16 protein-coding genes and 1 tRNA gene are annotated in these 19,919 nt (G+C 70.8%); 6 read left to right on the top strand and 11 right to left on the bottom strand.

From position 1 onward, the window contains the following. Positions 1-139 precede the first annotated feature (139 nt). Positions 140-613: a very short patch repair endonuclease gene (locus ABZ885_RS00170; protein ID WP_360181182.1), complete on the top strand. Its 474-nt coding sequence runs from the start codon at positions 140-142 to the stop codon at positions 611-613. Here ABZ885_RS00170 and ABZ885_RS00165 read toward each other — a convergent pair. The 5 genes from ABZ885_RS00165 to ABZ885_RS00145 all read right to left on the bottom strand — a co-directional run bounded on the left by ABZ885_RS00165 (position 524) and on the right by ABZ885_RS00145 (position 6,713). After that, positions 524-1,735, bottom strand: a complete 1,212-nt coding sequence (locus tag ABZ885_RS00165; RefSeq protein WP_360181179.1) for a DNA cytosine methyltransferase — start codon at positions 1,733-1,735, stop codon at positions 524-526. The two genes, ABZ885_RS00170 and ABZ885_RS00165, sit on opposite strands and share 90 nt — an antisense overlap. Positions 1,736-1,869: 134 nt before the next feature. Beyond that, positions 1,870-2,754, bottom strand: a complete 885-nt coding sequence (locus ABZ885_RS00160; protein ID WP_360181176.1) for a DUF3883 domain-containing protein — start codon at positions 2,752-2,754, stop codon at positions 1,870-1,872. After that, a complete protein-coding gene (locus ABZ885_RS00155; protein ID WP_360181173.1) occupies positions 2,735-4,567 on the bottom strand; it encodes a DEAD/DEAH box helicase in 1,833 nt (610 codons plus the stop codon). Before ABZ885_RS00155 ends, ABZ885_RS00160 begins: the two co-directional genes overlap by 20 nt. Beyond that, positions 4,567-5,988 (bottom strand): ParB/RepB/Spo0J family partition protein, encoded by a 1,422-nt coding sequence (locus ABZ885_RS00150; RefSeq protein WP_360181170.1) that lies wholly within the window; start codon positions 5,986-5,988, stop codon positions 4,567-4,569. The genes ABZ885_RS00155 and ABZ885_RS00150 overlap by 1 nt, the downstream gene beginning before the upstream one ends. Positions 5,989-6,062: 74 nt before the next feature. Further along, positions 6,063-6,713, bottom strand: a complete 651-nt coding sequence (locus tag ABZ885_RS00145; protein ID WP_360181167.1) for a hypothetical protein — start codon at positions 6,711-6,713, stop codon at positions 6,063-6,065. A 508-nt stretch (positions 6,714-7,221) separates the two neighbouring features. Here ABZ885_RS00145 and ABZ885_RS00140 point away from each other — a divergent pair. Then, on the top strand, positions 7,222-7,863 hold the full coding sequence (locus ABZ885_RS00140) for a hypothetical protein (RefSeq protein ID WP_360181164.1): 642 nt from the start codon (positions 7,222-7,224) through the stop codon (positions 7,861-7,863). A 13-nt stretch (positions 7,864-7,876) separates the two neighbouring features. On the opposite strand, the gene ABZ885_RS00135 is transcribed toward ABZ885_RS00140, so the two are convergent. The 5 genes from ABZ885_RS00135 to ABZ885_RS00115 form a co-directional block, all read right to left on the bottom strand. Next, complete coding sequence (locus ABZ885_RS00135; RefSeq protein ID WP_360181161.1) at positions 7,877-10,873, bottom strand: Z1 domain-containing protein; 2,997 nt, start codon at positions 10,871-10,873, stop codon at positions 7,877-7,879. Between the two features lie 34 nt (positions 10,874-10,907). Further along, on the bottom strand, positions 10,908-12,452 hold the full coding sequence (locus ABZ885_RS00130; RefSeq protein WP_360181158.1) for an ATP-binding protein: 1,545 nt from the start codon (positions 12,450-12,452) through the stop codon (positions 10,908-10,910). A 176-nt stretch (positions 12,453-12,628) separates the two neighbouring features. Continuing rightward, complete coding sequence (locus ABZ885_RS00125) at positions 12,629-13,357, bottom strand: tyrosine-protein phosphatase (protein WP_360181155.1); 729 nt, start codon at positions 13,355-13,357, stop codon at positions 12,629-12,631. A 68-nt stretch (positions 13,358-13,425) separates the two neighbouring features. Beyond that, on the bottom strand, positions 13,426-14,196 hold the full coding sequence (locus ABZ885_RS00120; protein WP_360181152.1) for an SDR family oxidoreductase: 771 nt from the start codon (positions 14,194-14,196) through the stop codon (positions 13,426-13,428). Between the two features lie 28 nt (positions 14,197-14,224). Further along, entirely contained in the window at positions 14,225-15,565 is a 1,341-nt protein-coding gene (locus ABZ885_RS00115; RefSeq protein WP_360181149.1) for a crosslink repair DNA glycosylase YcaQ family protein, read from the bottom strand. Positions 15,566-15,758: 193 nt separating this feature from the next. On the opposite strand from ABZ885_RS00115, the gene ABZ885_RS00110 reads away from it, so the two are divergent. The 4 genes from ABZ885_RS00110 (at position 15,759) to ABZ885_RS00095 (ending at position 17,859) form a co-directional block, all read left to right on the top strand. Further along, the gene (locus ABZ885_RS00110; protein WP_360181146.1) at positions 15,759-16,487 is read left to right on the top strand and encodes a nucleotidyltransferase domain-containing protein; all 729 of its coding nucleotides are present in this window, start codon (positions 15,759-15,761) and stop codon (positions 16,485-16,487) included. 113 nt (positions 16,488-16,600) lie between these two features. Then, positions 16,601-16,673, top strand: a tRNA-Lys gene (locus ABZ885_RS00105). Positions 16,674-17,050: 377 nt separating this feature from the next. Further along, positions 17,051-17,377 carry a ribbon-helix-helix protein, CopG family gene (locus ABZ885_RS00100; RefSeq protein ID WP_360181143.1) on the top strand — a complete coding sequence of 109 codons (327 nt, stop codon included), beginning with the start codon at positions 17,051-17,053 and terminating at the stop codon, positions 17,375-17,377. After that, complete coding sequence (locus tag ABZ885_RS00095) at positions 17,374-17,859, top strand: hypothetical protein (RefSeq protein WP_360181141.1); 486 nt, start codon at positions 17,374-17,376, stop codon at positions 17,857-17,859. Before ABZ885_RS00100 ends, ABZ885_RS00095 begins: the two co-directional genes overlap by 4 nt. 393 nt (positions 17,860-18,252) lie before the next feature. Here ABZ885_RS00095 and ABZ885_RS00090 read toward each other — a convergent pair whose 3' ends face one another. Further along, positions 18,253-19,782 carry a tryptophan 7-halogenase gene (locus tag ABZ885_RS00090; RefSeq protein WP_360181138.1) on the bottom strand — a complete coding sequence of 510 codons (1,530 nt, stop codon included), beginning with the start codon at positions 19,780-19,782 and terminating at the stop codon, positions 18,253-18,255. Between the last annotated feature and the right edge of the window lie 137 nt (positions 19,783-19,919).

Below are 19,919 nucleotides of genomic sequence, written 5' to 3'. Positions count from 1 at the left end.
AACAGCTCGCTGTTGGAGGCCACCGACGGCAGCCGCCACAGCGGCGCCCCGGCCGGGCGGAGCTAGAACGGGGCCATGCGCCATAACCTGGAAGCAGAGCTGCCAGTGCAGCCGACGATGTCCGAGATGAGGAAGCCCCATGACTGATACCTGGGTTCCGCCGGAGGGATCCTGGGCGTCATCCGCAGCAAACCGGCGGAACATGCAGGCGATCCGGAGCCGGGACACCAAGCCAGAGCTGCGGATCAGGCAGCTCGTCCATGCCGGCGGCCTCCGTTATCGGGTCGCCGCACGCCCGCTGCCCAGGCTCCGGCGTACGGCTGACCTCGTCTTCCGCCCGGCGAAGGTGGCGGTGTTCGTTGACGGCTGCTACTGGCACGGCTGCCCGGAACACTACGTCTCGCCGAAGACCAATCCGGGCTACTGGTCAGAGAAGGTCACCCGGAACGTCGAGCGGGACCGTGACACCGATGCCCAGCTTGAGGCCGCAGGATGGACGGTCCTCAGGTTCTGGGAGCACGAGTCACCTGAGGGCTGCGCCCTCCAGATCAGCACAGTCGTCAAAGAGCGACGCCGGGGTCCCGGCAGTGCCGCCCGTGACGTGCCTGGCTGAGCCGCCGGTCGTGGCCAGGGGCGCGTCCTGGTCCCGATCAGGGCGCGGGCCGAGGTTCAGGACCTCGGCGATGCTCCTCCCGAAAGCCTCTGCCACTGGCGGCGGGAAAGCATTCCCGACCTGCCGGTAGCTGGCAGTCTTCCCGCCTTCAAAATGCCAGTCCTCGGGGAATCCCTGGATGATGGCAGCCTGGCGGACGGTGAGCTTCGGGCCGTTCTCGCTCAGCAAATCGCGGGTGACGTTGATTTCACCGGCCGGGTCGTTCGCCACACCCATGGCATCCACGCCGAGCAGCTTCCAGGCGGCCTTCGCGCGGCTCGGTCCGAGGTCGGCGCCGCCGTGCTTCTTCGATCCGCCGACCAGGGTGGGGGCGACACCGCCGGCCCGGGACTTCTTCTTCCAGAATTCATGCTTGGCGTCGAGCGCTTCCGCCAGGGCCGGGTAGAGCTTCTTGGCCTGGTCGTAGCGGTCTTTCATGGTCGTCTTCAGGGCTTCGAAGACGGTCTTCTGCTTGCCGTCACCGGTCGGCCACTCGAACTTCTCTGCGTAGTAGTCCGAGTGGATGGCGACCAGGATGGCTCGCGGGCGGAGCTGCGGCACGCCGTAGTCGGCTGCCTCGACGAGATCCCACTTGCAGACGTGGTAGCCCATGTCCTCAAGCTCGGAAACGATGTGGTTCCGGTAGCCGGCGAATTTGTGCTCGGGCTGGAGAAGTCCGCGCACATTCTCGATCATGACGGCCTTCGGGGCGATTTCCCGGACCAGTTCGAGCATCGTGGGGAAGAGGTCACGTTCGTCATCCCGCCCGAGCTGGTGGCCGGCGAGCGAGAACGGCGGGCACGGCACTCCGCCGGCCAGCAGATCGATCTGCCCGGGCTCGTAGTGTGGGAGGTGCTCGGCTGCACTGAACTCCTTGACGTCCATTTCATGGACGGTCCCGTGCTCGCGCTCCCACTTCCATTCCTTGCGGTCCTGCACGTTCTTCTTCAGCGCGGTAGCTGCATGCCTGTCGATCTCGACAAGGGCCACGTGCTTGAAGCCTGCCCGGTGAAGGCCCACCGCTTGGCCGCCAGCGCCGGCGCAGATCTCGACTGAGGTCAGCGGCTTCTCGCTGGTGGTCATGGGTCGTCCTCCCTGGCTGTGACACGCAAAAGCCAAGTGTCGCAGAGACGAAGGCGCTCTGGTGTGCCCGGTTGCCACCTGGCTGCTGGCTCTGCCCGAGTGTGCCACCGGGCTCTGACAATGACCGGGCCGGACTACACGTGCACCGTACGCGAGCGCTCGGATCCGGTGAGCAGATCCGGGGCGTCGCCCCGGAGGTGTCCGTGCAGGGAGCTGATGCCGGGGGTGAGAGCGGCCGGTGGGAGGGAGAACCGGGCAGAGGCCCACTGGACACCATGGGAGTCGTGGTCGCGTGGCACGGCCTCAGCGATCCATGACCGGGAGACCGTCCGCACGGATGCCAGCTGGTCCTGCTCGTCAAGGACCAGGAATACGAGCTGCCATGCAGGGTCCGTTCGCATGGTCTCGTATTCGTGACGGGAGAGGAAGAACGTCCGCCCCGACCCGTTCGTCGTGGTCTTCACCTCCAGATGAATGCTGGACCGTTCCGACTCGACGGCGATGTCGTAGCCGAACCGGTCCGAGAAGGCGGACACATGGACCACGTCGGCGCTCGCACTGCGCCGCAGCAGCGCCACCAGAGCATGCTCACCAGCGGCTCCGACCCGTGCGCGTTCAGTGAGCCTGGCCTTCGCAACGGCCGCTGCAGCTTCGCTGTCACTGAGGCCGAGCACCTCGGCGATGGCCTGCCCGGCTGCCGGCATCTGGCCGCCGTCACCGGTCGTCGCGTCGCCGTCGGTGACCCAGTCCGGGCGGGCCGCCTCCAGGGACCTCTCCAGCAGCTGGAGGGTGAGAAGCCGTTCTTCCAGGGCAGAGACCACCGTTGCCTGGCGGGGCAGCGGCACCAGGCCGATCCGCCGCAGCCAGTCCAGGCCGTCGGTGTACTGGGCCGGGGTGAGGTCCGCGTACGCGTCATGGTGGGTGAAGAGCGCGCGGGCGCGCTTGACGTCCGCCGTGCGCAGCGCGCGGAGCCAGCGCACGGCGGCCTTCAGCGTCCCCTCAGCGGGCAGCGGCGGCATCGAGATGCTCCAGGAAGGCCTGAATGTCAGCCATGTTCATCCCCGCCGCAATGGCGGGCTCCTCCTCCAGGTCGGCCAGCTGCTGGACGGCCGGGTCATCGAGGATGCGGCCCATGAACTCGAGCTTCAGCTCCAGCCGCTTGGCGACCGTTTCGTCGACGGTCCCGCGGCACGCGAGAACGGTGATCCGGGTCTCGGTGCCGGCCGGCAGGCCCAGCCGGTGGATCCGGTCCAGGCTCTGCAGGAACCGGCCGGCCTGGAAGTCCCGGTCCACATAGACGGCGTCATGGCAGACCTGGTGGAGGCTGATGCCTTCGCCCAGCGTGGCGGGGTTTGAGATCAGCACCGCACAGTCAGGGTCCTCCCGGAACCTCCGGATCTGCTCCTCGCGGTCAGGTGTCCCGCCGTGGACGACGGCGGGCTGGAAGTCCTTGAGCATCAGTTCCAGGGTGGTCAGGCTCCGTACGAAGCTCGCCCAGACCAGGGTCTTCCGGCCCTTGGCGGCGTTCCCGGCCACGAGATGCCGGGCCTCCTGGTACTTCGGGGACAGTTCGTATGACGGGAGGTCTGCCAGCAGAGCCTGCAGTGAAGTGTTCTGCGGGACCTCCAGCGGATCGAGCCGGTACTCGAGGGGCTCGTACAAGCTGTTCCCCTGGTTGAGCAGGGCAGGGGTGGTCGCCGCCATCAGCATCCGGAGCATGGACCTCCCGAGCGCCTCGAAATCGGAACGGGCCGCCTCCGCCCGGGCCGAGTACTGCCCTGCCAGGGCGTCGTAGATCTCGCGGTGGACCGCGGGCATGTCGACGTACCGGATGGTGGTCACGGCCGGCGGGAGCCCCAGTTCACGCTTGGTCGTGCGGGTGTAGAGCGGCCGGAGCACAGCGCTGGCGTGGGTGAGATCGCCGCCGGCGACGGCCTGGTTGACCACCCGGCGCCCGTGGCCCGGCCAGACGAACGAGAGCAGGTTCTCAAGATCACGGGCGCCGTTGGGGGCAGGCGTTCCGGTGAGGATGAGACGCCGCTTGCTGAGTGGTCCCAGGGCCATGCAAGCCGCCCCGTAGATGCCCTGCGATCCCAGCTTCATCCGGTGGGCTTCGTCGAGCACGAGCATGCTGGGGGTGGCCTTCAGCCAGCTGGCCAGCGCGGCCAGCTGGCGGTCTAGCCGCTCGTAGTTGACGATCAGGATCTCCGCACCGGGGTCGGGGGAGCCGGCCATGACCGCGGTCCGGGGAGCTTGCCGGAAGCACAGCACCGCCTCGGTCTGCCACGCCTCGTAGGCCGACTTCGGGCTCACCACCAGGAGGCGGCTGACCTCCCGTTGTTCCCGGAGCGCGGCGAAGACCGCCATGGTGGTCCGCGTCTTCCCGGCGCCGGGGACGCTGAAGTTCGCCCCGTGCCGCAGGGACAGCAGACGGGACACATCCCGCTTCTGGAAGGCGGTGAGTTCTGCCTGCCAGTTCCCGCCCAGGAGGCCCGGCACGCCGTCCGGTTCGACGGCGGGCTGGTCAGGAGCGCCACCCGACAGCTGCCTGCGGGCGAGGTCGGCATCGTCCAGGACGCTCCCGGCCAGCTCGGCGAGGGCGTCCTCCCACTGCACGCTCTCCGGAGCGGGCCAGCTGCCGAGTTCCTCGAGGCTGGCGAGGAAGTCGTCGAGCGGGATCTCGGCGGACACCGGGCCCCGCATGCTGCCGTTGCCGAAGCGCAGTGACAGCTTGACGAGGTCGTTCCGGAAGCCCGCTGCTGCCCGGAGGACAGCAGCGGTCCGCGTGACGTCGAAGCCGATCTGCAGAGACGGTTCTGCTGTCAGGCTCACTAACTCTCCTGCCGTACGGCACTCAACAGCCAGGTGACTCCGTCGCCGGCCTCGGTGACGCTGCGCTGTGCTTCCTTGGCGAGCTTGGCCAGGCTGGCGCGGAGCTGGAGGACTGCCTCGTCGAACGCCTCTTCGTCGAGACTGCGGGAACCGCGGGACAGTACCAGGTCGGTGATGCACTGGTCGATGTCCTGGCTGGCATCGTTGAGACGGTCGGGCGCCGCCCGCTTGCGCTTGCGCAGCCGGGCGTCGCGGCCGGCCGGGTCCAGCGCGCCCTCGACCGCGTCCCGTGCGGCCCGGAAGCTCCGGGACGCAGCGCTGACCTGCTCCGGCGGGAGCTTGCCGCCAGCCGCCTCTGCGGCCTTGAGCCGGAGCACCGAGTCGGTGAACGCCTTCGCGGTGGCCACCTTCGCCGTCGCGGCCGGCGCGACCGAACGGCCAAGTCCGGGGATCGCCACCGCCACCGGGGCACTGGCTACGGCCGGGCGGAGCTCGTCCGGCAGCCGGTGGGCGAGGTACCTGTCGTGGAAGTCGTCCTCGATGACGCGGACATCGGTCTTGGAGAAGCCCAGAACCATCGCCGCCATCCGGGTCTCCTTGATCAGTTCGGCTTCCTCGCGCTTGTTCGCCGCCAGCTCCTTGGCGTACCGGCGGCGGAGCTCCTTCAGCTTCTCCTGGTGCTCCTCGAAGTCGACCAGCCGGAGGCCGATGCCTCCGCTGGAGCTGCGGTCGATCATTTCCCGGATGCAGGCGAGGACCCAGAGGTCCTGATCGCAGGCGGCGGCGGTGGTCCGGAACTCGTGGGCGACGCTCGCGAGCGGCCGCCCCAGAGTGACCTGCTCCTCGATCGCAAGGAGCCGGTTGATGTACGAGTAGTCGCGCCGGTGGTCCTTGCGCAGCTGGAGCGAGAGCTCCACTGCGCTGATGTCCGCCCAGGTGCAGTCGCCGGGGAGCACGCCGACCCGGATGGTCTGCTCCCCCAGCTCCTTCATCGCGGCGCGCCGGGTGTTGCCGTTGACGAGGATCCCCTCACGGGTGATCAGGCCCGGGTCGTTCTGGCCGAACTCCTTTATGCTCTTCTTCAGTTCGGAGAAGTCCGGATCGGTCTCGTCAGTCTTCGACGGCTTGGCCTGGAGCAGGTAGTGCAGGTACTCCTGGCTCTCAGCGCTCCACGGGTCGGCGTCCAGCGCGGCGTCGAGCCGGGGGTCGTGGCTGCGCTGGGCGCGGATGCGGTGCGTTCCGGGGTTGTAGTAGAGGCTGTCGGTCGGCATGTCGATGACCTCGATGTGCAGCGGCTGGCTGCGCCATTCGATCTTCAACGACTCACGTACCCCGCCGGCCTGGGAGAGTTCATGGAGCCGCTTCTCCACGAGGTCCTGGTTGTGTTCCGCCATGGGGGGCCGGCCAAGGTCGGGGCTCATGTCGCATTTCTCCTCAGGTTGGGATGCGCGTCTGGTCAGGTGCTGGGCGGTGGCGGCGGGGCCGGGCCGGCCCCCTACGGCTGGAGGCTGGCCTCCAGCGAGTCCCGGAAGAGAGCCCGGGACCCCTCGGGCATGGTGCGGTAGGCGGCCCACAGGAGTTCGACCTTGCCGAACTCCCGCTGGTCAGCCTTCACCCAGGAGGCCAGCAGCTTGCGTTCCATGCTGCCGAGGCCGCCGATCGCTGCGATCGTCCTGGCCTCGTCCGTCTCCGCCTGGGGCGCACCCATCCGGCAGCGCCGGCACTCGGTGATGAGCTCGGTCGAGACACTCCCGTCGGCGTGCCTGACCGGACGACGCGCGATGTCCAGCTGCGCGGTCTCGTAGGATTCGGCGTACTCCTCGCCCGGGGTGATGCCGCAACTCCGGCAGATGTTCCCGTCCTTCATCAGCACCTCGCGGCGCCGGGCGCCGTTGAGCCCGCCGGCCTTCTTGCCCGGGCCCTTGCCGGACTCCCACACCGGCTCGCCAACCGACACCAGCCGTCGTTCGTCGCTCCCGAGCGTCCCGTCGTGCCTCGCAGTGTCGATCCGCCAGCCGCGCTCGCGGAGGTCCCGTACCCGCCGGTCGATCTGCGTCGTGCTGGGGAAGACCTCGCGGAGGCTGGTGTAGGTGAAGATGCCGCCTTCGCCGACCTCGGTCGCCAGCCACAGGGCCACGCGCTTCATCGAACCCAGGCTTGCGTCTTCCCACGACGGGTGTGCCACGGCGTTTCCTCTCAGTCGGCCTCTGGAGTCCACGCGGGCTGCAGCGCACCGGAGCATGGAGCGGCCCGTGCATCGGACCACCCACGTGGACAGGTCTCAAGTTAAGGACGGGGGACGGGGCTGGCGCCAGTGGTAAACGATCTTTAGTGGAATTCTGAACAGGGCTGTCTTTCCGCGGTCTTGTTGATCGGACAGACTCGGATGGCCACCACTGTGCGGACACCGAGGAGGGGCTGTGCCACCGCTTGGCAAAGTCGGCGGGAGCTTCATCAGGAAGAGCACCCGGGAGCAGCAATTGCTGGCCGGGGCCCTGTGTGACCTCTACAGATGTCTCAGGCCGGTCCCCTTGGCTGAGGGCAAGCCGGGTGCCGCGCCCCCGAAGCCGGGAACTCTCGCTGCCAACGCGCGCCGCCTCCGGTGCTCGCCGAGCGCACTCAGCGGCTATCTCAGAGCCCGTCACATCCCGCTGATGAAGCTGATCACGAATCTGCACGCGGAGGCACGGAAGGATTCCGGGGAGGAGCCTCCGTGGTCGCTGGGTGAACTGGCACGGCTGCACGCAGATGCGCGGCGCTGCGAGCGCTGCCGCGACTGGGATTCCCGGGAATGCGGGCGGTGCGGGCACCGCAGCGTGACCTGCGACGCCGGGCGGGCTGCTGCTGGCCCGCGCGCAGTCCGGCGGCGGTGGAACAGGAACATGGCGGCGGCCCCCGGCCGGGCTGGCCACACGACGCCTGGCCGGCCCGCCGGGAGCGTGGTCGGCCGCGGGCAGGTTCTGCCGGTCCCCCTGCCGCCGGGGGACCGGCAGAACACCGACGGTCTGCTGCCGCTGGCGGCGGGGCTCGAGGAGGCGATCCAGCACCTCCTCGAGGGCCGCGACAGGGATGCGCACCTGGTTCTCACCGAAGCCGGCGACAAGCTCCCGATCCACCGGATCCCCGATGTGGTGACGGCATGTCAGGGCCGGGGCTTCGCCGTTGCCGCTGATGCTCTGCTGCACAGTGCGGCGCGCCGCCCGTACGGCGACGTCCTGCGCATCGTTCGGCTGTTCAACGCGGCGCAGCGGTACGACGAAGCCGACCTGGTCCTGAAGGCCGCCACCTCGGAGTGACGCAGGGGGGCTGTCAGCCCGGCATCCGGGTCACCACCGGTGAGTCCGTTCCCGAATCGATCGTCCGGAACCGGATCAGCGGACCGCGCTCCGTTCCGTGCGGACTGCCGGGCGGGAGAAGGGCGAAGGCCGTCGTCACCGGGCCGGACTCCGGGTTGCCGATCCTTGACGCGGGATGCTGGTCGACCACGGGGTAGAGCAGGACCGTGCCGCGGCGTGGCCTGGCGAGCTGGGAGGCGTAGGGGTCGTCCTCCGTCGCCGGCAGGAGACCGGCGATCCGTTCCGCCGACTGCCGGTGGGCCATACCGCTGATGCGGCTGAACACGCCGTTCGCGTTGCGGGCACGGTTGACGACGGTCAGCGGCCCGCTGCCGTAAAGGTCGGTGCTCGCTGCCCCGGCGGTACTCAGCTGAGGGGCGACGACGACCCAGTCGTCAGCCGCGGCGCCCGCCTCGCCGGGATCAGCCAGGTAGCTGAGGTGCGGGGCGAAGAGCTCAGGCCGGTCCCAGCGGAGGTCTGCCAGGACCTTGAGCAGCACGTCATGGCTGACGACCGCCGTCTGGGCGGCGAAGCGGGTGTACGAGCCCCGGTCGTTCTGGCCTAGGTGCACGAAGGTGAGCCGCTCTCCGCCGCCGAGAGCGGTGTAGACCGGGTTCCAGCGGTCGGTGTTGTGCCGTGTGTCGGAAGCAGCGGCCGGGTGGGCGGCCGGCTCGACCCACCGGCCCGGAGACCGGATCTCGACGAGTTCGGCGTTGAACATCTTGTTGGGGGCGGACGGCTTGATCCACGGGATGTGCTGGGCGACCAGCGGCGGCACCTGGGCCGGGGTCAGGGGCGGACCGCCTGCTCCGTTGTAGAGGGCGAGCTGCGTCCGGAAGGCCTCCTCGTCGCGGCAGATTCCCTCGAACCCCTCGTAGAGGTCGACCGTCTGGCGGCCCCTGGCTTCGTTGCGGCCGATATAGAGCCGGACGAGATCGCGGTAGCCGTGCCGGAACCCGAACCAGCGGCCCATCTGCATCAGGGTGTCCGCGGCGGCCGTGCTGCGGCGGTAGTAGCTCACGGTCAGGCCTTCGACGGTGAACCCGCGGGAGAGCTTGGTCCCGCCGACCAGGATCTTCCAGACCGACTGGGAGTCGAAGTCGAGTTCCGGCTGCTCGATGTCCTTGTCGCCGTTGACGACGAGGACCGGGTGGCCGTTTCCTCCAGTCCGGATCACGGCCGGGCCGACATAGGGCGCCAGTCCGTCGTAGGAATCCGGGATGGCGAAGCCCTCGGACCGCAGTACGGACACGGGCCGGACATCGTCGTCGAACAGCTTGCGGAGGCGGCTGTGCCCGCGCGGGCCGAAGTAGTCAGAGGTGTCCCAGAGCCGCTGCAGCCGTTCCGCGAGTTCACGGTGTTCGGCCTGCTTGACCGACTCGTGGACGAGCATGGTGTGGTGCCGGTATGAGCTGGCCCCGCGGTCCTCACGGTAGAGCTTCATCGCGCCGGCCAGCACGTACGCGTCGAGCGCCTCGCGGAGGTAGTGGGAGTCGGCGTACTCCGCTGCCTCCGCTTCGGATCCGGTCTCCTCCTCGGACGTCCCGATGCTCCGGACGTGAGCCTTCTCCTGGGAGTTGGCGATCGTCCGGTGTTCGGGGCTGATGTCCGAGTCGAGGTCGTGGAAGTCCTGGGCTCCCATGTACCCGGCTGGTCGCGGGAGCGAGATCAGGAAGTCGTTGGGGAAGATGTCGTCGACGTCCGACGGATCGATGAAGACGTTGGCGAAGGGCGTCGCCGTGTACCCCACGTACTGCGCGCGGGGGAGCATCTTGATGAGCGACGAGAGCAGGCCGTTGATCGCCGTCCGCTCGGTCTGGCCCTCCCGCCACTTCCGCGGGTCAGAGGTGTTGACGGAGGCCTGGTCGGACTCGTCGTCAATGATGAGGACCGGGATCTCCGCCAGGCTGGTCCGGATCTTCTTCAGGTCGCGGACGAGCTTGGTGAGAACCGCTTTGTTCTTCTTGACGACCATCAGGCGGCCGGCCGTGCGGTGCAGGTTACGGGGGTCGTACAGCGGGAGCTCGGGCTCGCGCTTGTCGAACTCGAGCGCGGTGATGCCCCGGAGCAGCGAGCGGTAGTCGTCATCCCGGGTGGTCAGGCGCTCGATGTTGAAGTGCCCGAGCATGGCGGGCTGGGCGCCGTGGCGCAGGAAGCGGTCGGCGGCCCAGTCCTTGTCGTCCTGGTAGTCGACGCCCTCCATGGCCACGGGGTCGGTGGGATCGATGCCGCCCAGGATGTTCTCCCGGCCGACGAGTTCCATGTCCAGCCGTCGCTGGGTCTGGCGGCGGAGGAGGTTGAGTGTGCCGCCGAGGACGATGACGAGGCGGTAGCCCGCGTCGAAGGCCTTGGCCGCGACGCCGGTGAAGTTCGCCGTCTTCCCGGACTGGACGTAGCCGACCACCAGTCCCTTGGTCTGGTGCGGGACCGGTGAGGTCGGGTCGGCGAGCCGGGTGACTACCTGGGTCGTCGCCTGGTCGAGGCCGGCCACCGCGTCGGCCGACCACTTCCGCTGTGTCAGGAGGTACTTCTCGTAGGCGGGCCAGTAGAACGAGTGGGCGGACCGGCTCTGCTCGTACCAGGCGTTGTCCGGCCGGTCCTTGCTGATGACCACGGGCCCTGCGGCGAGGGCAACCGGTACCGCCTGGCTGACGGCCTCCTGCAGCTGCGGTCCGATTCCGAGCCGGTCATAGGCGGCAGACCTGCGTTCCACGGTGTTCGGCTCCGTGCCCGCACTCCAGGCAGCTGTCTCCTCGTGGTCCCAGCCCTTGAGGAGCCGCCGCCATGTCTCGAGCAGCGGGTCACCTGCCTCGGCGCTCCCCAGCCGGGCTGCCAGGTGCTGCTCGGTGAGGTCGGTGTCGGGGTTGATGTCCTCGCCCACGAGCACGAGGTACTTGGCCAGGCGCTTCGGCCCGGACGCACGCATGAGTGCGTGCACGGCGGAGTGGATTTCCAGCAGGTGGTCGGTCATCGGGGTCAGCTCCGGAGCAGGGGACGGATCGGCTTCAGTGCTCGCTGCGGTCAAAGCGGTCCTGTTCGTTGCGTGCAGCGGAGACCAGGATGTTCTGCCAGAGCAGGAGGTTGTCCTTCTCGCGGGAGCCGCTGTACTCCTTCTCGAATACCTGGTGCAGCAGCAGGTAGACCAGGGACTTGACCATCGGCACGTCGTTCAGTCCGCCGCGGCGGCCGCCGAGCAGGGCAGCGCGGTAGTGCTGATTGAGGACGATGGTGCGCTCCTCCCGGTCCAGCTCGAAGAACTGGTCGGGGGCGAGCCTGCCCCAGAGGATGGCGATGGGCTCTTCGCCGGGCAGGACCGGGATTTCGTCCTCGATGACGCGCCGGACCTCGGGTGCCAGCCCGCGGCCGGGAGGGATGACGGCCTTCCGCGCGGTGGCCGTGCGTTTGCGGGCTGTCCGGTACACCTGGTCGGCGTCCTCGACGAAGGAGCGGAACGTCCGGCCGTCATCGGCTGTGGCCTGCTCCAGTGCGGCCGGGAAGGCCGGCGACGTATCGACGCCCGACTTCTTCACCGTCAGGCGGAAGACGTCGCCCATGCCGGGCGGAAGGTCGACCGCCACCCGGGCGAGCGAGAGGTGGGCCTCGGCCTGCCGGTAGCCGTTCCAGCCCCCGGCCTGGACCAGCCGGTCATTGCGGTAGAAGTAGAAGCCCTGCCGGTCCTGCACGGAGCCGACGGCCCGGTACTCGTCCAGGCTGGATTTGGGCGGCCAGATGTGACCGACGGCTCTGACCGTGCCGAGGCCGTCCAGCTCCGCCTCGAACTCACGCGGATAGCCGGGCGCTCCCGAGACCGGGTACCCGAACGGGTTGAGTGGTTCGACCCCGTAGTTCAGGTACACCATGCGTGTGCGGACGTCCTCGACGGCAATGGTGATGTTGAAATCGTCCCGCTCCAGGAAGCGGTGCAGGTGCAGGCCGAGGTGCAGGCCGAGCCGGTTGATGACCTTGGTGAGATAGCGGTCGGTCTGGCCGGTGCCGCCGTGCTTGGGGAAGTCCTTCACGCCGTCCCAGCGGACTACGGTGCCGTGCCAGGTAATGGGCTTGTCGTAGTAGCGGTCCATCAGGGACTGGCAGTAGTCGGTGTCGACGACATCGCACTGGAAATCCGCCTGGAAACCAGCTCCGACCAGTCGGCGTCCTGCCGCCCGTGTACGCCTGGTCCTGGAGATGACGGTGAGGGATTCGGCGAGCGAGAGCGAGGCTGCCTTCAGGCCCGTTCCGAACATGCCCAGGGCGGAGTCCCCGTAGTCCCGCCGCCCGCCGACGGTCATGGCGACATCCAGTGCGGCATCGTCCATGCCGTGCCCGTCGTCCACGATCAGAAGGCTGACGAGCTGGTCCCCGTCGCGGAGGAAGTGAATCACGACATCGCGTGCGCCGGCGTCGATGGAATTGTCGACCAGGTCGGCTACGGCGATTTCGAATCCGTAGCCTTGGCTGCTCAGTGCCTCCACATACCGCGGGTCCGGCGGCAGTCGCTTGCTGCCGCTGGTGGGGACGTCGAACTTCCAGTCGGTTGAGTTGTTGCCCATTTCCTGCCCGAGAATCCAAGCGACCGGCTGATCCGGTCATCTGATTACTACGGACGACCGTAGTGCGCTTGGAAGCCGTGCTCGGCGGACAGCTGTGATCGGGTATCCGATCGTGATGCTCGCGGCCGGGCCGGCCCGGGTGGGCGGCCCGGCGGTGGGGCCGGGGCCGGGGTGGGTCAGGTGGAGAGGTTGGTGCGGAGGGCGGTGAGGTCGGCTTCGGTGGTGCCGTGGGTGTGGAGGTAGGCGGGGATGGAGCCGTGGTGGGTGCGGATCCAGGTGAGGGCGGAGGCGAGGAGGGGGGCGGAGATGGGGCGGGAGACGCGCTCGGTGCCGGTTTCGTCGAGGTAGGGGGTGGGGCCGTCGAGGAGGCCGAGGCCGGCGTTGGAGAGCAGGAAGTCGGCGGTGATGTCGGCGTCGGAGGCGCCGAAGAGGGACTGGACGACGGCGATGGTCAGGCCGGTGCGGTCCTTGCCGACGGCGCAGTGGACGACGGCCGGGACGCCGCCGGGGGTGCCGAGGCGGCGGATGGCGGCGGCCAGGGAGGGGCCGGCGGTCTCGGCCATGAAGGGGTAGAGGCTCTCCTGGTCCTCGGGCCAGGGGCGGTCGACGTCCTGGCGGTTGGCCGGGAGGGTAGGGAGGTGGACCGCCTCGTGGCCGAGGCCGTGCCGCAGGTCGGGCCAGAGCTCCAGCTCGTCCCGGCTGCGCAGGTCGATGACGACGCGCACGCCGAGGGCCTTCAGGCGCTGGGCGCCCTCCGGGGTGAGGGTGTGGAAGGACCCGGAGCGGTAGAGCACGCCCCTGCGCAGGGCGCCGACGCCGCCGGCGTCGCGGAAGTTGCGCACACCGGGGATGTCGAGGAAGGCGGACGGCTGGTCGGGTTCACGGTCCGGCAGGTCGTCGGTCATGGGTTCCACCGTACGGACAAAGGGTCGGCCGCGGGAAGGAAACGGAGCGGGTGCTCCCGGGGGCCGGTTCAGCGGCCGCCGGCGACGTCGAGGAAGCCGCCGGTCATGTAGGAGGAGGCCGGGGAGAGCAGGAAGAGGATCGCCTCGGCGACCTCCTCGGGCTGCCCGCCGCGCCGCATCGGCAGGCCGGGGGCGACCCGGTCGACCCGGCCGGGCTCGCCGCCGAGGGCGTGGATGCCGGTGTGGATCAGGCCGGGGCGGACGGCGTTGACCCGGATGCCCTCGGCGGCGACCTCCAGCGCCAGCCCGCGGGTCATCGAGTCGACCGCGCCCTTGGCCGCCGCGTAGTCGACGTACTCGTTCGGCGAACCGAGCCGGGACGCGGCGGAGGACACGTTGACGATGGCGCCGCCCGACCCGCCGTACCGGGTGGACATCCGGCGGACGGCCTGCCCGGCGCAGAGGAACGCGGAGGTGATGTTGGAGGCCCAGATCCGGTTCAGCCGGTCCTCGTCGATCTCCTCCAGTCGGCACTGCTGCTCCAGCGCGCCGGCGTTGTTCACCAGGGCGGTGAGCGGTCCGAGTTCGGCGTCCACGGTGGCGAAGAGCCGCTCGACCTCGGCGGTGCGGGTGACGTCCGCCCGGACCGCGACGGCGGTGCCGCCACCGGCGCGGATCGCCTCGACCATGGCGGCCGCCGCGCCCTCGTCGGCGCGGTAGTTGACGCAGACCCGGTAGCCGCGCCGGGCGGCGAGCAGCGCGGTGGCGGCGCCGATGCCCCGCCCGCCGCCGGTGACGAGGACGACTTCGGTACGGGCAGTGGTGGTTGCGTCGGTCATGGCCCGACCGTACCCCCGGGCGGGCCGGTCACCCTCCGGTGGCGGCCGCCGCCGCGCGCAGCGCCGCGATCCTGGGCGCCCTGCTCCGCGGCGAGTCCAGGCTGAATCCGCGGGCGTCGCCCAGCTGGTCGCGGACGAAGGCCTCGGTCCGGGCCACCGCCGCGCGCAGCGCGGCGTCCGGCGGCACGAAGGACTGCAGGACGATCTCGCCCGGTTCGGGGTCGTACTCCCAGAAGCCGACGATCCGGCCGCGGTCCAGCACGATGTGGGTCTGCGGGTCGGCCTCGCCGCCGAAGCTGCGCCCGGCCTTGCCGGCGGGCAGCGGCCGGGCCGCGTCGGCGGGGTCGACCAGCCGGGACAGGTCGCGGTGCAGCAGGTGGATGCCGTCGATGCCGGCCAGCAGCGTGTAGCAGGGCTCGGCGGGGACGCCGAACCCGGCGAAGGCGTCGACGAGTTCGGGCGGCATCAGCAGGTCGGGGCCGTCCGGCCGGCCGGGCAGCGGGACCATGCCCGCCTCGGCGGCGGCCCGTTTGGCGGTGGCCGCGGTGAAGCCGGAGAACCAGCGGAAGTGCTGCAGACTGGCCGGACCGGCCCAGGAGAAGTAGCGCCGGGCGAGGTCGGCCGCGTCGCCGGCCACCGGCTGGTCCCAGCCGACGTAGCCGTAACGCTGCTGGTCGAGGCGGCCGTTGACCGGCACCCGGCGGAGCTGGCCGCGCGACTGCATCAGGCCCAGGGCGAGCGGCAGGGTGGTCGACAGGCCGCGTCTCCTGCCGGCCTCGCCCAGGGAGCGGACGGCGTCCCCGACGGCCACCCGGATCGCGGCCGGGTCGAGCGGCACCGCGGCGGGATCGGCGGGACCGGTGGGACCCGTGGGAGCCCCGGCGGAGCCGGTGGAGTGGAGGGAGTGGGGGGAAGGGCCGGGACCGGCGGAGCCGGCCAGGGCGCGGCCGATCGCCAGGCAGAGCTTCTCCACCTCGTCCCGGGTCACCCCGAGGTGCTTCTCGGCGGCGGCCAACTCGCCCGCGGGAGCGGCCGCCCCGGCGGCGAGACCGAGCGCGAAGTCGGCGGCCGGCAGCACGTAGGTGCAACCGCGGGCCGACGGCAGCTCGTGGACCTCCAGCCGGGCGACCGCCGCGTCCACCGCCTCCCGGCTCAGCCCGGCCCGCGCGAACAGGCCGAGGTACGGGGCCGCTCCGCCCACCGAGCGTGCCCAGCCGGTGGCCGTCAGCACCTCGGCGGCGGACGCGCCGCGGTGTGCGCCGTCCAGCCACTGCCGGTGCGCCCACCAGGCCCGCAGCTTCGCGGTGGTGGCCGCGGGGACGGCCGGCCGGTGCGGCCCGCCGCTGTCTGCCTTCGACGCCTTCGCCATGCCGCCAGTATCGGCCCCGGGCCGGCGCCGGGGCCGGAAATCGCTCGCCCGGCGCGGCCCCCGCGGGGCAGACTCCTCGGACCGCCCCGGGGGCCGAAGGCCGGGTCCGGACCACCGGCGTGCGCCCGGAACGCCGGGCCCGCACACCGGCAAGCGCCCCGGACACCCCGCCGCCCGGACGAAGGAGACCGTCATGAGCCCCACCCCCGGCACAGTCCTGCTCTCGGGCGTCGTCGGCTCGACCGCGTACGGGTTCGCGCACGCCGGCTCCGACATCGACCGGCTGGGCCTCTTCGCCGCCCCGACCGAGGACTTCCACGGTCTGCACCGCCCGGCCGAGTCGCACGTCACCACCGGACCGGACGTGACGCTGCACGAGGCGGCGAAGTGGTGCCGGCTGGCACTCGGCTGCAACCCGACCGCCTCCGAACTGGCCTGGCTGCCGGACGACCTGTACGAGACCCGCAGCCCGCTGGGCGAGGAGCTGATCGCGATCCGGACGTCCTTCCTGAGCGCGAAGGCCGTCCGCAACTCCTATCTCGGCTACGCCGACCAGCAGTTCCGCAAGCTGCTCACCCGGGACACCACCGACCCGGCCACCCGGCGCCGGGCCGCCAAGCACGGCCGGCACCTGGTCCGGCTGGTGGAACAGGGCGTCCGGCTCCACGAGACCGGCGAGAACGTCGTCCGGCTGCCCGACCCCGGCCGGATCCGCGAGCTCGGCGAGCGCATCGCGGACCACCCCGCCACCGCCGAACCCCTGCTCGCGGCCGCCGCCGAACGCTTCGCCCGGCCCGGTGCCCTTCCCGAGGACCCCGACCCGCGGCCGGCCGAGGCCTGGCTGCGCCGCGTCCGCGCCGCCCACTACACCCCGCCCGCCGCCCCGGCCGACACTTCGCCCGCCGCCCCGGCTGCCCGCTGAGCAGCCGCTCCGGCCGCCCCCGGGACCCCCGGCGCGCCCCCGCAATCCACTGGCGGAGCCCTGGGCCCCACCGGGTAGGATCGCCGTGGCCCGCCTCGCACGGGACGGGCCACGGGCCGCTAGCTCAATTGGCAGAGCTGCGGACTTTTAATCCGTAGGTTCAGGGTTCGAGCCCCTGGCGGCCCACCTGGAATGTGGCGGTCACACCGCCTTCGACCTGCAACGCAGCACCCCGGCTGATTCTTTGGCTCGGGGTGCTGCTGTGCTCTTGGCGGCACATGCGTGAGCGCCTGTACTGACATGCGGTCAGAGGAGCGGCCATTGGTGGCATGGGAGTGGGGAGGATATGCGGTTCCTCGGCCTTGTCGCGGAGAGCGTGGAGTAGCCCCGACGGTTGACACCGAGGCTCTGTAGCGAGTGGCCGCGTTCTGCCGGGGCCGGGCAGTCGCTTTCGGTCGGCGACGAGTGAGTCCGCGGAGCTGGAGTTGAGGAAACGGGCCTTGGTGGCGATCGGCGGGCGGAAGGCGCTTGGCAGGTCGTAATACGCGTCATACACTGACTGCATGGCCAAGACCAGGATCAGTATCAGCCTCGACCGCGATCATGCCGAGCGCATTCGGGAGCATGCCGAGCGCGCGGGTCTGGATGTCTCGGCCTACCTCGTCAACGCCGCTACCCGGCAGATGGCCGAGGTGGAAGCCGCTGAGGCGCAGTTTGCCCGGATCGACGCGGTGATCGCCGCGGCGGAGGCGGAGGCCGCCGAACTGCCTCCGCTGCCGGAGGTCGCCGATGACGATCTTACGGAGGAGGAGCGTCGGGAGGTCGCGGAGGCCATGGAGCTTGTCTATGGCGCGGATGCTCCGGCTGCCCGCCCAGGCAACGCCGCGTGACCGCGCGGGTGCCGGTCTACGACACCGGCATGCTGATCGCGCTCGCTGACCGCAAAGTCAAGGCGGTACGTCTGCACGCCGGCCTCAAGGATGCACCGCATCGCGCGGTCGTGCTCGGGCCGGTGCTGGCCCAGGTTTGGCGGCCCAGTCCCGCCACCGTGCACGCGATGGCCGCGGTCCTCAAGGACTGCACGGTGCCGCAGGCGCGCAGCTCGGCCCCGGCGATGCGCCCCACTGCCGCTGGACAGACGGTTTGCATCATGTGTGCGACCGGGCCGGATCTGGCGGAGTGGCAGCGCATCGGTAGCGCGCTTGCTGTGGCCGAGTTGCCTCCGAAGAAGCGTCCGGACGCCGTGGATGCCTTGGTCGCGCTGACTGCGGCCCGACACGGCAGCGCTGTTGTTTTCACCAGTGACCCGGATGACCTCACGGCATACCTGAAGGCGTTGGACGCCCAGGACGTCCATGTGGTCCAGATCTGATCCCGAACTCGGACCAGAACCGCGGAGGGAGCGTCAGGCCCTTCGCCCGGCCGCGTCATCGGTGGCTTCAGGAGTCTGGGCCCGCTGCCAGTGCGTGAGCTATGCGTGAGCGGACCGTGCGGCAGAGCCACCTCACAGGCGGATTAAGCGGTTCGCCACAACATGCCAGCCTGCAGAAGTAGCGCGTAGTGAGCGATGACAGCTGTGCGGGGCACGATCGGGCTTGATCTTTTAATCCGTAGGTTCAGGGTTCGAGCCCCTGGCGGCCCACGTGCACAGCCCAGGCCGGGTGTCCGGCCTGGGCTGTTCTGTTTCACCGGGGTTGACGCCGTGTCGGCGCGGTAGCGGCGGTGGCGGTAGTGGTCGTGGTCGTGGTGGCGGGGCCGCGTCGGCTCAGGCGGGGGCGTGGGCCCGGCCGGGGGCGGCGGCGGGTGCCGTGAGGTGGGCGAGGTAGCTGTGCGCCGGAGGGAGGGTCTCCAGGAGGGTGCGCTGGTGGCGCCTGATCCGGGTGAAGGCGTCCTCGGCGGCGCGGACGGCGTGCGGGTGGTGGGCCAGGGCCGCGGGCGGGGCGGCGGTGTGGGGGGTGAGGACGGTCAGCAGGGTGCGCAGCGGGAGCTCCCCGGGGGCGGGGGCGAGTCCGGCCGCGTGGGCGCGGAGGACGGACCGGAGGCGGGCGGGGAGGGCGGCCGGGTCGGTCTGTCCGGCGGGTGAGGTGGCGTGGCGGAGCCGGGCCAGGTCCAGGGCGCGGTCGTGGTGGGCGGCGGCGGCCGCGTCGAAGCGGGCGGCGGGGGCTTCCGGGGCGGTGCGGGAGGGGAGGTCCCGGAGCAGCCGGTCGAGGAGGTCGAGGGTGGTGGCGTGGTCCTCGGCGAGCGGGTCGGCGGAGCCGGCGGCGGCGCCGAGGGCCAGGCAGTTCCCGGCCCAGCTGCGGCGGAGCCGGCCCGGGGTGAAGGCGGTGTGGGTGACGGTGCGGCGGGCGGCGTCGGTCCCGGGGAGGCCGACGGCGCGGAGCAGGACGCCTGCGACCTCGTCCGGCGTGGTCCGGGTACTCGCGTAGGCGAGGGCGGCGTCGCAGCGGCCGGGGAGCGGGCGGCGCCAGAGCATGCCCTCGGGGAGGGCGGTGACCGTGGTGTACGGCTCGATGCCGAGGCGGGCGGTGTCGTGCGGGACGGTGACGGTGGCCGTCCGGTCGGCGGGTGCGTGGCCGGCCGCCGGGACGAAGGGCTCGCCGAGCAGGCCGGACATCAGGCGGGCGGCGGGGCCGGTGCAGTCCAGGAAGAGGTCGGCCTCCTCGCGCCCGCCGGTGGTGTGCAGGGCGGTGATCAGGCCGGCGTCGTCGCGGTCGGCGCCGAGGATCTCCGCGGTCCGGACCCGGACGCCGCAGGTGTCGACCGCCGTGCGGCGCAGGAATTCCGCCAGCAGGCCGGAATCCGCGTGCCAGCCGTACGGGAATGCCGCCCGGCCGTCGAGCCAGCGGGGGGATTTCCCGGCGTCCAGCAGGGGCGGGACGACGAAACAGGCGTGGTCGACCGGTTCGGTCGTCCGGCCGGTCCGGCGGCGTAGCTGCCAGAAATCGGTGAGCGGGAATCCCTCGCAGTCGGGGGGCGTCGCGGCATCGGGGAGGTAGACCGGGTCGGGGCGCCAGCCGGCGAATTTCGTCGCCGCGTTGAAGGACGCCGAGCAGGCCCGCATCCAGGTGCTCTCCGGCGTGCCGAGGCGGTCGAAGAGGGCGTCCCGGAAGGCCGGGGAGAGGGCGGTGACCTGCGGGGACGTCGGCCGGACGGGGCCGGCGGGTGCCACGACCGTGACGCGGACGGTGCCCCGGAGGGCCGAGGCCAGCCGGACGGCGGCGATCCAGGCGGTCAGGGTGCCGCCCGCGATCAGAATGCGGCCGAGCGGGGTGGGCGGTTCTGCGTCGGTGGTCATGACGGGAGGCTGCCGCAGGGGTGTACGGCGGAGCTGTACGCGTTCTGTACCGCCGGTGCAGGAAACGGCGGAGGGCGAATACAGGGGGCGGTTCCAGTCTGTTGGTGCGGGGCCCGGAAAGGGGCCCGGTCACCACA

Source organism: Kitasatospora sp. NPDC047058 (assembly GCF_040643935.1).
Taxonomy (GTDB): domain Bacteria; phylum Actinomycetota; class Actinomycetes; order Streptomycetales; family Streptomycetaceae; genus Kitasatospora.
Note: the sequence above shows the minus strand (reverse complement) of the source record. Positions and strands in the feature narration are given on the sequence as shown.